This is a genomic window from Neorhizobium descurainiae (assembly GCF_051400715.1).
Lineage (GTDB): Bacteria > Pseudomonadota > Alphaproteobacteria > Rhizobiales > Rhizobiaceae > Neorhizobium.
This window is the reverse complement of the sequence record NZ_JBLFFK010000003.1, coordinates 401,712-413,602: the sequence shown is the minus strand read 5'-3', so window position 1 is coordinate 413,602 and position 11,891 is coordinate 401,712. Positions and strand designations below refer to the sequence as shown.

Here is an 11,891-nt window from a genome sequence, read left to right as displayed (position 1 = left end):
GGCATGACCAACAGCAATGGACGGATAAAGACCCGCAGCGCCGAGCGGAAGAAGACACGCATCCTCGGCACCGTGAAATATTACAACCAGTCGATGGAGGGCCGCGTGGTGGATCTCTCCGCGACCGGCCTGGCGCTGGAGCTGAACGGGCCTTTCCATGCCGCCGACGGCAGTCCGGTGAAGGTCGAGAGCCAGGAATTCGGCATCCTTGAAGGCACCGTCAAATGGCGCCGCAGCGGGCGTCTCGGCGTGCAGTTCAACGTGAACAGCAATGCGCTGGCGCAGGTTTCGTCCTATTTCCGCTTCTTCCACAAGGATGTGAAGCCGACGATCGCCAGGTGATCTTCCGATAGCCGGCGCCCCTCGGCGAATAGCCTTCGGAAAGCAGATTCCCCCTGTCATTTTACTGATGCACGCGCGTGCGATTGCGCTAAGCTGATCTCGGCAAAAAGACCAGAGGGAGATATCCATGTCGTTTCTAGCCGGCTTTCAACCCATGACCCGCCGTTCGCTTCTCGGCGGCATCGCCGCGTCTTCCGCGCTCGTGATGCTGCACCCGTTCGCCGCCCGCGCGCAAGCCAACCAGGCGCATCTGCGCATCATGGAAACGACCGACATCCACGTCCACGTCTTCCCCTACGACTACTACTCCGACAAGCCGAACGACACGCTGGGCCTTTCCCGCACCGCCTCCATCATCGACGGCATCCGCGCCGAGGCCGGCAATTCCATGCTGATCGACAATGGCGACTTCCTGCAGGGCAACCCGATGGGCGATTACATCGCCTATGAGCGCGGCATGAAGGACGGCGACGTGCATCCCGTCGTCAAGGCGATGAACGTACTCGGCTACGACGCCGGCACGCTCGGCAACCACGAGTTCAATTACGGCCTCGACTTCATGTTCAAGGTGCTCGCCGGCGCCGGCTTCCCTTACGTCTGCGCCAACCTGACCAAGGGCCAGCTCGCCTCCGACCCGAAGAAGGACGAGCTCTTCCTGAAACCATACGTGATCGTCGAAAAGCAGATCCGCGACGGTTCCGGCGCCACGAGCCCGGTCAAGGTCGGCTTCATCGGCTTCGTGCCGCCGCAGATCATGGTCTGGGATTCGAAGAACCTCGAAGGCAAGGCGCAGACCCGCGACATCGTCGACGCGGCGAAGGCCTGGGTACCGGCCATGAAGGAGGAAGGCGCCGATATCGTCATCGCGCTTTCCCATTCCGGCATCGACGGCGGCGGCTTGAGCGACCGCATGGAGAACGCCTCGCTCTATCTCGCCGGTGTCGAGGGCATCGATGCGGTCTTCACCGGCCACCAGCATCTGGTCTTCCCGGGTCCGAAGGATTTCGACGGTATCGCCGGCGCCGACGCAAAGAAGGGCACGCTGATGGGCAAGCCGGCCGTCATGGGCGGCTTCTGGGGCTCGCATATGGGCCTCATCGACCTGCTACTCGAAAAGGACGGCAAGAGCTGGAAGATCGTCGATTCGACCTCCGAGGCGCGGCCGATCTACCATCGCGACGACAACCGCAAGATCGTCGCCGACGTCAAGGACAAGCCGGAAGTCATCGCCGCTGCCAAGGAGGAGCATGAGGCAACGCTCGCCTATGTCCGCCGTCCGGTCGGCAAGACGTCCGCGCCGCTCTATTCCTATTTCGCGCTGGTCGCCGACGATCCGTCGGTGCAGATCGTCTCGAACGCCCAAACCTGGTACATCAAGGATATGCTGAAGGAAGGCCAGTACAAGGACCTTCCGGTTCTTTCCGCCGCAGCCCCATTCAAGGCCGGCGGACGCGGCGGCGCGGAATATTTCACCGACGTGCCGGCCGGTGACATCGCCATCAAGAACGTCGCCGACCTCTACCTCTATCCGAACACGGTGCAGGCGGTGCTGATATCAGGAGAGCAGGTCAAGAACTGGCTGGAAATGTCTGCGGGCATGTTCAACCAGGTGGAGGCCGGCGCCAAGGATGCGCCCCTCCTCAATAATGATTTCCCCTCCTACAATTACGACGTCATCGACGGCGTGACCTATCAGATCGACCTGTCGCAGCCGGTGCGTTTCGACAAGGACGGCAAGCTCGTCAACGCCAATGCCAACCGCATCGTCAACCTGCAATATGACGGCAAGCCGATCGATTCCGCGCAGAAGTTCGTGGTCGCGACGAACAACTACCGCGCCGGCGGCGGCGGCAAGTTCCCGGAAATCGCCGGCGACAAGGTGATCTTCGTGGCCCCCGACACCAACCGCGACGTGATCGTCCGCTATATCGTCGAACAGGGCACGATCAACCCGTCAGCGGACGCCAATTGGTCGTTCAAGCCGCTGCCGGGCACCACGGCGATCTTCGAGACCGGCCCCAAGGCCCGCCAATTCGCCGGCGAGATCAAGGGTGCCAAGATCGAGGACGCCGGCGACGGCGAGAACGGTTTTGCGAAGTTTAGGCTGGTGCTTTGAACCACCCTGCACGGGACCGAGAGAAAAGGCCGCCGTCAGGCGGCCTTTTGCTTCAAGCCGCCGATCCGCTGCAAGAGCAGCTTCAGCTCCGGCGGCGGCTTCCTCTCGATGCGACGATACTCGCTGCCGTCGCGCTTGCGTGTCACGAGACCGAGATCGAAGAGATCGCGGCGCAGTAGCGCCGCATCGCCGAAGAGGTGCAGCGTGTTCAGGAACTCGCCGATCTCGCGCTCGGTGAACGTGCGGCCCCGCGGCAGCTTCGACCACAGGAACCAGAGGCAGAGCTCCTGCTGCGACCGTTTGGTCGGCCAGCGCACGAGCCGGCCTTCCCGGTCGAAAACACGCAGCGTCCTCAGAACCCTCGCCTCGTCCGGTATCGGTTCCGGCTCCACGGCGACGTTCCAGTTCTCGATGACATCGGCGGTCTGCGCAGCGGCGCGAAAATGCTGGTAGTTGCGGAAGCCCGCGGCGCGGGTGATGAGATTGAGCACTTCCACATGGCTCGGCTTGTGATCGAGCTTGTCGATCTCGCCACGGACGGATTTGGCGAAGGCCGAAACGTCGGCGATCGCCATCGGAAAGATGGATCTCGGCATGTCTTATCCTCGAACGTGCCGTTCCCTGGGCAAAGGTGTCGCTGGTCGCCGGCTTTTCGACTTCGGCACGGGATAAGTGCTGATCATCTTTTTGGAAGGCAGGTTTAGCTTCCCTTTCGGGACGGCGACGCCTCGGTGAACTGCAGACCGTGGCGCCGTTATAGCAGAGGATGAAACGCCGTCAACTCGGCCCCGCCCGCCCCTATTCGGCCGCGGCTGGGAGCCCCTTCCCCGCTTCGAGCTCCAGCATCGCGGTGAAATCCGCGTGGCTCGGACAAGCGGAAAGCCGCTTGCGGAATGTATCGACGATCCAGCTCGCCGCCGGTCCCGGCGGATTGGAAGCCCGTCTCAGGGCATAGATCGGATACTCGCCCTGCTCATAAGCATCGAGCTTCAATGCCACGAGCCTGCCCTTCATGATATCCTTCCGTACCAGCGCTGCCGGCAGGCCGCCCCAGCCGAGGCCGCCCTTGATGAGCTGGTGCTTGGTCGCGATGTCGCTGACGCGCCAGGTCTTGTAGGAAAGCACGTTGAAATCGCGCCCCTTCGTCAAACCGGAAGCATCCGTCACGACAAGCTGCACTTCCTCGCGCACGTCCGCGAGCGTCAGCGGCCGCTCGATCCGGCCGAGAGGATGATCGGCGGCGGCAACCGGCAGCATGAAGGAGTGGCCGATCTTTTCGGCAATGACGGAATCATCCTGTTTCAGGATTGCACCGCCGATCCCTATGTCCGCCTTTCCGCTGGCGACCGTATCCATCACCATGCCGAGCTCGCCGACATTCAGGCTGAGCGCAACGGTCGGAAACCTTTCGCGGAAACCGCGCAGCGCGGTGACGACGCTTTCCGACGGCACCATGACGCTGATCGCCAGCGAAAGCTCCGCCTCCAGCCCCTGCTTGATGCTTTTCGCCCGGGCGCGCATCACCTGCAGGTCGGCGACGATGCGCCGCGCATCGGTGAGCATCGCATTGCCCGCGTCCGTCAGTTTCGGCTGGCGCGCGCCGTTGCGCTCGAACAGCGGCACTTCGAGCTGGGCCTCCAGATTGGAGATCGTGTAGCTTACCACCGACTGCGCGCGGTTCAGCGCCCGCGCAGCCGCCGAAAAGCTCCCGGTCTCGGCAACCGCCAGGAACACCTGCAACTGGTCCAGGGTCGGATTGGCATCCATGGTCTTCATCCAAATTATCGATAGCTGACTTCGATATTATCTCAGTTTAATCGATGACAGTCCATGCCTATCTTCCAGTCCGAAGCAACGAGCCCTCCCCTCGTTCCGAAATTCAAATCTCCAGGTAAGGAAGAAACGCATGTCCTCCATTCTTCTTGTCACGTCGAGCCCGCGCGGCGATGAATCGCTGTCCAGCAAGGTGGCTCAAGATCTCGCCAATGCGCTGAGCGCCCGGACCAACGGCACGTCCGTCGTCCATCGCGATCTCGGCGCCAACCCGATCCCGCATCTCGACAGCGTCACGACGGCTGCCATCCGCAAGGCTCCCGCCGACCGCACCCCGGCAGAAGCCGCCGCGGCGGATTATTCCGACAAGCTGGTCGCCGAACTCATCGCCGCGGATACCGTCGTCATCGCCACCGGCCTCATCAACTTCAACATCTATTCGACGCTGAAAAGCTGGATCGACAACGTCGCCCGCGCCGGGCAGACGTTCCGCTATACCGAGAACGGTCCGATCGGCCTTGCCACCGGCAAGAAGGTCTATGTCGTCCTTGCCTCGGGCGGCGTCTATTCCGAAGGCCCGGCGACCGGCATGAACCATGCCGTTCCCTATCTCACCACCGTGCTCGGCTTCATGGGCATGACGGATGTGGAAGTCATCTACGTCGAAGGCCTGGCCTTCGGCCCGGATGCCGCTGAAAAGGCGATCGCCAACGCCCAGCAGCGGACGCAGCAGCTCGCTCTCGTCGCCTAGGGCCTGTCATCACAGGTCCTCAGCTTCCCGTCCCTGCCCCTGACGAAACGAGCCTGCTGAAACGGCCGTGGACCCCGTCCCGGCCGTTTTTCTTTGCGCCGTAAAGGCGTTCGTCGGCGCATCCGAGAAGCGTCTCGAGAGCACGGCCGTCTTCCGGGGTGGAAGCGACCCCGATCGAAACCGTCACCCGCCGCCCGTCCGGCCGCATGACCGAACGGCAGATTTCCGCCCGCAGGCGTTCGGCGAGCACCAAAGCACGCTCATGGCCGGTGTCGGGCAGGAGCAGCACGAATTCCTCGCCCCCGAAGCGGAAAAGATGATCGCTGGGGCGCAAGCCCGCCCGCAGGCGGGCCGCCATCTCCTTCAAAACCTCGTCGCCCTTCAGGTGCCCGAAGAGGTCGTTGACCTCCTTGAAGTGGTCCGCATCGATCATCACGACGCTCAGCTCCCTTCCCCGATCGAGACAGTCGCGGATCAGCTTCGGCGCATCCGCCTCCAGACGGCTGCGGTCGAGGACGCCCGTCAGCCCGTCGACGCCGCTTCTGGCCAGTAGCGCCTGATACCGCTCCCGGAACGTCAGGCGGTTGAAGATGTCGGTGATCTCGCCGGGCGATCTCGCGAGCCGCGGAATCTGCTCGATCTTGAGATAGGCCGCGAAGAGAAGCGCATAGACCGCGACCGCCAAGAGCTTGGCCAGCCATCCGCCCAGGAATACGGAGAACGGCGCGTCGAAGAGAACGTTCAGGGCCGCATAGAAACCGATCTGGTCGAATGTCAGCAACGCGCCGCCGCTCAACGCGAACCGAAGGACCACGTGACGACGCAGGAGACGTCCGAGCCGCTCGTAAAGCAGGATGATGCCGATCGCGTCGAGATAGAGAAGCCCCGTACCCCAGACCATCAGCCAGCCCATCTCGTTCATGAAACCCATGTCGGCGGCGCGGCCGGCCGGCAGCGCCACGACATTATGGAGCTGCAGGAGCTGAGCAACGCCGACCGTGACGAGGTTGCCAAGGAAAAGCCCGTAGATCGGCTGGCGGACGGTCGCGGCATCCTCCTTCAGATAGAGGAGAAGGATCATCATCAGCTTGCCGGCGAAGAAGACCGATGAACCGGGAGAGACGGTGCCGAAGGGAAGCTCGATGTAGAAGACTGCCGCAAGGTAAGTCTCCATGAAGTGCATGACGCCGAGGGCGGCCAGAAAGACGCCGAGGCCGAGCTGACGGCGGAAATGCAGGAAAACGGTCATGACCGCGAAGTAGATGACCGCCTCACACAGGAAGAGGGCGAGATTGAACATCTGCATTTCGGTCTGCCTTCAGCCTCTTCGGGGGCTATATCTCTGTAACGCCGTCGTTTTACCGTTTCTCCCCTGCGGCGGAATTATGTCCATTATCCATGACCATGCGATTAACGGCCGGGCTGTTTCGGGCATCGAAAGCCGGGGAATCCCGACCTCCGTCAGTTTCTTCGGCGCATGGCCACATCGCGCGGCATCTGAAGAGATGTCCGCGCCGCCACCGGTTTAATTTTGAGTGATCGTCACCAATGCGCGCGGAGCGGCAGTTATGCCGAGCGCGACTTTTCCCCGTCGGCGAACAGAGATGCACCGTTCTGGTCGATGATCTGCTGCGCCTTCTTGATCGTGTATTCGACCGCATCGTCCATCGAGGTGAAGACGTCGGCTCGGACGAAAGTGCGCTCCAGCACCTCGCCGTTCACTTCCTTCTCGATGCGGCCCGCCAGCCGGAACTGGGATCCTTCGCGGATCGGCGCCGCGTGGATGAGGCAGCCACCGTGCTCGACCGGCTCGGGGGCAGCGCTGGAGGGCTCGGCGGATTTGCCGCCGCCGGAAAAGATCGAGAGAATATTGGACAGAAACGAAGCCATGGCGGCTGCCTAGCATATTCCTCGGCAAGCCGGAAGCAGGCATCTCGGAAAAGTCGCAATCGGCCCCGACCAAATACCGCGTCCATCGATCGATTCGGAGCGTGTCGCCTCAGATGAAATGGAAAGTCGTCATCGCCGTGCCGGTCGTGGTCGCCGCAGCGCTCTGGATCGGCAACACCTCGCTGTTTTCCCGTTTTCCGGAAGACAAGCCGCTCCGGATCATCGCCCATCGCGGCCAGCATCAGCTTTTCGATGCGACCGACGTCGGGAACGACACCTGCACCGCGAGCCTGATGTTGCCGCCGACCCATCCCTTCCTCGAAAACACCGTTGCCGGCATGAAAGCCGCTTTCGATCACGGCGCCGACGTCGTGGAGCTCGACGTGCATCTGACGCCGGACAAGCAATTCGCGGTCTTCCACGACTGGACGCTCGATTGCCGCACCGATGGCAAAGGCGTCACCGAGCAGACGCCGATGACCGTTTTGAAGACGCTCGACATCGGCTACGGCTATACCGCCGATGACGGCAGGACCTTTCCCTTCCGCGGCAAAGGGGTGGGATTGATGCCTACGTTGCCGGAGGTCTTCGCAGCCCTGCCGGAGGGCCGTTTCCTCATCAATTTCAAGAGCCGCCGTGCGGAGGAAGGCGAAGCGCTCGCAGCCATTCTCAATACGCAGCCGGCGTCCCGCGAAGCGACCTTCGGCGTCTATGGCGGCAATGAGCCGACCGAGAAGAGCATGGCGCTCGTCGCCGGCCTGCCCGGCTATTCCAACCACACCGCGAAATCCTGTCTCGTCAACTACCTGGCGCTCGGCTGGAGCGGCTATGTGCCGGAAGCCTGCCGCAACGCGCTGGTGCCGGTTCCCGCCAATTTCGCTTTTCTCCTCTGGGGTTGGCCGGAGCGATTCTACAACCGCATGCAGGCCGCCGGATCGGATGTGGTGCTGCTCGGGCCTTTCGAGGCGGGCGACGCGGGAAGCTCCGGCATCGACGAGGAAGACGACTGGGACAGCGTGCCGGACGGTTTTCCCGGCCTCGTCTGGACGAACGTCATCGAAAAGACGCGCATCGAGGTCGACCGCCGCGGTTTCTGCGCCCTTCCTTCCAGGCCTGCGATCTGCGGGAAATAGACTTTCCGCCGTCACGAAGCGTGCCTATCATCCCCTTATTCGGAGGAGCGCCGAATGCGGAGGAGATTCCTGTCATGGCGGACGGTCGCCACTATCTGCGCGGTCCTGGCTGCCGCCGTCGGAGCGATGCTGATGGCCGGACCGCAGCTGCCCGCTGAAGGTTTCCCCGCCTTCGACAAGGTCCGCCCCGGCGACGATATCGACGCCTATCTCGCGGCCGGCGAAGGGCGTTTTCCCGACATCCGGCCGGACGCCGCCAAGCGTGTGGTCTGGGCCAACCCGGCGACGAAGGCGAGGACGCCGCTTTCGATCGTCTATATCCACGGCTTCTCGGCATCGGCGGAGGAAGTTCGCCCCCTGCCCGACCGCGTCGCGGACGCACTCGGCGCCAATCTCTATTTCACCCGCCTCGCCGGCCACGGCCGCACCGCCGACGCCATGGGGGAAGCCACGCTCGAAGACTGGCTCGGAGATTTCTCCGAGGCGCTTTCGATCGGCGAGGCGCTCGGCGAGAAAGTGATCGTCATGGGCACCTCGACCGGCGCATCGCTTGCGACGCTGGCGCTCGCCGATCCGGCGATCGGCCCCCGCGTCGTCGCCGCCGTGTTCCTGTCGCCCAATTACGGGCTCAGCAGTTTCGGCGCCTTCCTGCTGACGACACCGATCGCGCCGCAGCTTTCGCGGCTGCTCATAGGCCCCACCCGCAGCTTCAAGCCGTATAACGAGAGACACGCCGCGGCCTGGACGACCGAATATCCGACGAAAGCGCTGCTGCCGATGGCGGCCCTCGTGAAGCTCTCGGTCGGCAGCCCCGTCGAACGGATCGGCACGCCCGTCCTCTTCCTCTATTCCTCGCTGGACCAGGTGGTGCGGCCGGACAGGGTGCGCGCGGTCGCCGGCCGCTGGGGCGGACCGCACCAGCTTGTCGATGTCGGCAAAACCGGCGACCCCGCCAACCACGTCATCGCCGGCGACATCATCTCGCCGGCCACGACCGACCCGCTCGCCGGGCGGATCATCGCATGGCTCCAGGCCACGGTTAGATGATCAGGCTCGCGAGGATGTCGTTCTCGGTAATGTCCTGGTAGCCCATGCTGGCCGCCTCGAAGCGCTCAAGCAGCACGGCGAAATTCTCCGGCCGCGTCGTTTCGATGCCGATCAGGATCGAGCCGAAATTGCGCGCCGACTTTTTCAGGTATTCGAAGCGGGCGATATCGTCCTCTGGCCCCAGCAGGTTGAGGAAATCGCGCAGCGCGCCGGGGCGCTGGGGCAGCCGCAGGATGAAGTATTTCTTGAGGCCGGAATAGCGCATGGCGCGCTCCTTGACGTCCGGCAGCCGCTCGAAATCGAAATTGCCGCCGGAGACGACGCAGACCACCGTCTTGCCGGCGAGCCTCTCCGGCCCCAGCGCCTCCAGCGCCGTGATCGACAAGGCGCCGGCCGGCTCCAGCACGACGCCTTCGACATTCAGCATGTCGGTGATCGTCACGCAGATGGCATTTTCGGGCAGGAGCAGGACCTGGTCCGGCGAAAAGCGCTTCAGCGCCTTGAAATTCAGGTCGCCGATGCGGGCGACCGCGGCGCCGTCGACGAAGTTGTCGACCTTCGCAAGCGTGACCGGCTCGCCCGCTTCAAGGCTCTTCTTGAGGCTCGGCGCGCCTTCCGGCTCGGTGAAGACGAAATTTTCCGGCGCTACGATCCTGCCGAGATAGCCCGTCATCCCGGAAGACAGCCCGCCACCGCCGACCGGCATAATGACGAGATCGGGTGTCGTGCCGTCCGGCAGCTGCTCGACGATTTCGGCCGCCACCGTCGCCTGCCCCTCGATGATGTCGGCATCGTCGAAGGGCGGCACCATGACCCCGCCGATCTCCTCCACATGCGCGCGGGCCGCCGCGTAGCACTGGTCGAAAATGTCGCCGATCAGCCGGATGGCGATGAATTCGCCGCCGAACATGCGGGTCTTGTCGATCTTCTGCTGCGGCGTCGTGACCGGCATGAAGACCACGCCCGGCACCTGGAAGTGGCGGCAGACGAAGGCGAAGCCCTGTGCGTGGTTGCCGGCCGAGGCGCAGACGAAGGTCGTTCCGCCGGCGCCGGCCGCGATCGCCTTGCGCAGGAAATTGAACGCGCCGCGGATCTTGTAGGAGCGGACCGGCGACAGATCCTCGCGCTTCAGCCAGATCTCGGCGCCGTAGCGCCGGCTCAAATGCTCGTTCATCTGCAGCGGCGTTTCGGGAAAGATTTCCCGCATCGCCGCCCTGGCTTTGTCCACATCCGCTTTCGTCACGTCTGCCCTGTTCACGTCGGCCGTCCATTGAAATCGAAGATTGGCCCCGCTATGCCATAGCCTTGCGGTTGAGACAAAGCATCTTTCCGCGGCACCGAAAACAGGGGCAACCGTTTCTTGAACGCCAACCTTCTCCGGTCGGTCATCTATATCACGGCGCTCTGCGCGCTTTATCTGTCGATCGCCATGTTCCTGCCGGCGCTGGTCGATCTCTATTATGGCCACAGCGACTGGCAGGTCTTCGCCATGTCCGGCTTCATGGTGGGCGGCGTTGCGGCGGCGGCGGCGCTTGCCACCCGGGGCCCGCCACCGGTCTTCAACAAACGGCTCGGCTTCCTTCTGGTCAATGTGCTGTGGGCGATGTTTTCGCTCGTCGGGGCGATCCCGCTCTTTCTGGCGGAACACGAACTCACCTTCGCCCAGGCGCTCTTCGAATCGATCTCCGGCATCACCACCACCGGCTCGACCGTTATCGTCGGCCTGGACGACATGCCACCCGGCATCCTGCTCTGGCGCTCGCTGCTCACCTGGCTCGGCGGCATCGGCATCGTCGGCCTCGGCCTGTTCGTGCTGCCCTTCCTGAAGGTCGGCGGCGCATCGATCTTCAAGCTCGAATCGTCGGATACCAACGACAAGCCCTTCGCGCGCCTCGCGAGCTTCACCCGCGCCTTCCTGATCGCCTATGTGCTTCTCACGCTTGCCTGCGCAATCGCCTACGACATTGCCGGCATGAGCCATTTCGACGCGCTGAACCATGCCATGTCGACGATCGCGACGGCGGGTTTCTCAACCCATGACGCCTCCTTCGGCTATTTCACGGACAATGAGGCGCTGCTGATCATCGGCACGATCTTCCTGACGGTCTGCAGCCTGCCCTTTTCGGTCATCATCCTGCTTGCGGTCAGAAACCGGCTCGATGCCGCGCGCGACCCGCAGATCCTCGTCTTCCTGGGTTATCTCTGCGGCATTTCGATCGCGGTCGCCGTCTACCATCATCTGCGGAACGGCGTCGACATGAACGACGCGCTCATCCATTCCTTCTTCAACATGGCCTCGATCCTCTCGACGGGCGGTTTTGCGAGCGACGACTATACGCTGTGGGGACCGTTCGCGGTGCTCGTCGCCTTCTTCGCGACCTTCATCGGCGGCTGTTCGGGCTCGACGGCGGGCGGCATCAAGGCCTACCGCTTCGTGGTGATGTTCAACGTCGTCCGCGCCGGCTTGAGCAAGCTCATCTATCCGAACGCCATCTATCCCGTCCGCTACGGCGCCCTCACCGTGGATGCGGAGACACAGCGCGGGGTCTTCCTGTTCGTCGGCCTCTACCTTTTCCTGTGGGTCGTCGGCAGCATCGGCATGGCGCTTTTCGGCTACGACTTCCTGACGGCCACGTCCTCGGTCATCACGGCGCTGTCGAATGTCGGCCCCGGCGTCGGCCCGATCATCGGCCCGGTCGGCAACTTCTCGACGATCAGCGATCCGGCGCTCTATCTGCTCTCGCTGATGATGCTGCTCGGCCGCCTCGAAATCCTCACCGTGCTGGTGCTCCTCACCCCGATCTTCTGGCGGCATTGAGCGGCCGGCCCCCGAACCGGA

At 63.3% G+C, this 11,891-nt stretch carries 11 protein-coding genes; 6 read left to right on the top strand and 5 right to left on the bottom strand.

The genetic code is table 11. The annotated features are described in order from the left end of the window. The first annotated feature begins 3 nt into the window (after window positions 1-3). Together ACMGE0_RS08725 and ACMGE0_RS08720 are read left to right on the top strand one after the other, a co-directional pair. Window positions 4-342, top strand: coding sequence for a PilZ domain-containing protein (locus ACMGE0_RS08725; RefSeq protein WP_436815444.1), 339 nt, complete (start codon window positions 4-6; stop codon window positions 340-342). Window positions 343-469: 127 nt separating this feature from the next. Continuing rightward, window positions 470-2,458 (top strand): bifunctional 2',3'-cyclic-nucleotide 2'-phosphodiesterase/3'-nucleotidase, encoded by a 1,989-nt coding sequence (locus tag ACMGE0_RS08720; protein WP_436815443.1) that lies wholly within the window; start codon window positions 470-472, stop codon window positions 2,456-2,458. 35 nt (window positions 2,459-2,493) lie between these two features. Here the strand turns inward: ACMGE0_RS08720 and ACMGE0_RS08715 are convergent, their stop codons facing one another. After that, window positions 2,494-3,054 carry a DUF2087 domain-containing protein gene (locus tag ACMGE0_RS08715; protein ID WP_436815442.1) on the bottom strand — a complete coding sequence of 187 codons (561 nt, stop codon included), beginning with the start codon at window positions 3,052-3,054 and terminating at the stop codon, window positions 2,494-2,496. A gap of 202 nt (window positions 3,055-3,256) precedes the next feature. Then, entirely contained in the window at window positions 3,257-4,225 is a 969-nt protein-coding gene (locus tag ACMGE0_RS08710; RefSeq protein ID WP_436815518.1) for a LysR family transcriptional regulator, read from the bottom strand. Between the two features lie 139 nt (window positions 4,226-4,364). Here ACMGE0_RS08710 and ACMGE0_RS08705 point away from each other — a divergent pair, with 139 nt between their 5' ends. Continuing rightward, window positions 4,365-4,982, top strand: coding sequence for an FMN-dependent NADH-azoreductase (locus ACMGE0_RS08705; protein ID WP_436815441.1), 618 nt, complete (start codon window positions 4,365-4,367; stop codon window positions 4,980-4,982). 19 nt (window positions 4,983-5,001) lie between these two features. Here ACMGE0_RS08705 and ACMGE0_RS08700 read toward each other — a convergent pair whose 3' ends face one another. Both ACMGE0_RS08700 and ACMGE0_RS08695 read right to left on the bottom strand, forming a co-directional pair. Next, the gene (locus ACMGE0_RS08700) at window positions 5,002-6,288 is read right to left on the bottom strand and encodes a GGDEF domain-containing protein (RefSeq protein ID WP_436815440.1); all 1,287 of its coding nucleotides are present in this window, start codon (window positions 6,286-6,288) and stop codon (window positions 5,002-5,004) included. Window positions 6,289-6,548: 260 nt separating this feature from the next. Next, window positions 6,549-6,872 carry an HlyU family transcriptional regulator gene (locus ACMGE0_RS08695; RefSeq protein ID WP_436815439.1) on the bottom strand — a complete coding sequence of 108 codons (324 nt, stop codon included), beginning with the start codon at window positions 6,870-6,872 and terminating at the stop codon, window positions 6,549-6,551. A 113-nt stretch (window positions 6,873-6,985) separates the two neighbouring features. Between ACMGE0_RS08695 and ACMGE0_RS08690 the strand changes: the two genes are divergently transcribed. Further along, window positions 6,986-8,005, top strand: coding sequence for a glycerophosphodiester phosphodiesterase family protein (locus ACMGE0_RS08690; protein WP_436815438.1), 1,020 nt, complete (start codon window positions 6,986-6,988; stop codon window positions 8,003-8,005). Window positions 8,006-8,059: 54 nt separating this feature from the next. After that, window positions 8,060-9,052, top strand: coding sequence for an alpha/beta hydrolase (locus ACMGE0_RS08685; RefSeq protein WP_436815437.1), 993 nt, complete (start codon window positions 8,060-8,062; stop codon window positions 9,050-9,052). Here the strand turns inward: ACMGE0_RS08685 and ilvA are convergent. Continuing rightward, window positions 9,045-10,295 carry a threonine ammonia-lyase gene (ilvA, locus tag ACMGE0_RS08680; RefSeq protein WP_436815517.1) on the bottom strand — a complete coding sequence of 417 codons (1,251 nt, stop codon included), beginning with the start codon at window positions 10,293-10,295 and terminating at the stop codon, window positions 9,045-9,047. The genes ACMGE0_RS08685 and ilvA overlap by 8 nt on opposite strands. Before the next feature lie 117 nt (window positions 10,296-10,412). On the opposite strand from ilvA, the gene ACMGE0_RS08675 reads away from it, so the two are divergent. Continuing rightward, complete coding sequence (locus ACMGE0_RS08675; RefSeq protein WP_436815436.1) at window positions 10,413-11,870, top strand: TrkH family potassium uptake protein; 1,458 nt, start codon at window positions 10,413-10,415, stop codon at window positions 11,868-11,870. The last annotated feature ends 21 nt before the right edge of the window (window positions 11,871-11,891 follow it).

Excerpts from the sequence above, each read along its gene's own strand:
- ACMGE0_RS08725 (WP_436815444.1), top strand. The coding sequence starts at position 4 with ATGACCAACAGCAATGGACGGATAAAGACCCGCAGCGCCGAGCGGAAG.
- ACMGE0_RS08720 (WP_436815443.1), top strand. The coding sequence starts at position 470 with ATGTCGTTTCTAGCCGGCTTTCAACCCATGACCCGCCGTTCGCTTCTC.
- ACMGE0_RS08715 (WP_436815442.1), bottom strand. The coding sequence starts at position 3,054 with ATGCCGAGATCCATCTTTCCGATGGCGATCGCCGACGTTTCGGCCTTC.
- ACMGE0_RS08710 (WP_436815518.1), bottom strand. The coding sequence starts at position 4,225 with ATGGATGCCAATCCGACCCTGGACCAGTTGCAGGTGTTCCTGGCGGTT.
- ACMGE0_RS08705 (WP_436815441.1), top strand. The coding sequence starts at position 4,365 with ATGTCCTCCATTCTTCTTGTCACGTCGAGCCCGCGCGGCGATGAATCG.
- ACMGE0_RS08700 (WP_436815440.1), bottom strand. The coding sequence starts at position 6,288 with ATGCAGATGTTCAATCTCGCCCTCTTCCTGTGTGAGGCGGTCATCTAC.
- ACMGE0_RS08695 (WP_436815439.1), bottom strand. The coding sequence starts at position 6,872 with ATGGCTTCGTTTCTGTCCAATATTCTCTCGATCTTTTCCGGCGGCGGC.
- ACMGE0_RS08690 (WP_436815438.1), top strand. The coding sequence starts at position 6,986 with ATGAAATGGAAAGTCGTCATCGCCGTGCCGGTCGTGGTCGCCGCAGCG.
- ACMGE0_RS08685 (WP_436815437.1), top strand. The coding sequence starts at position 8,060 with ATGCGGAGGAGATTCCTGTCATGGCGGACGGTCGCCACTATCTGCGCG.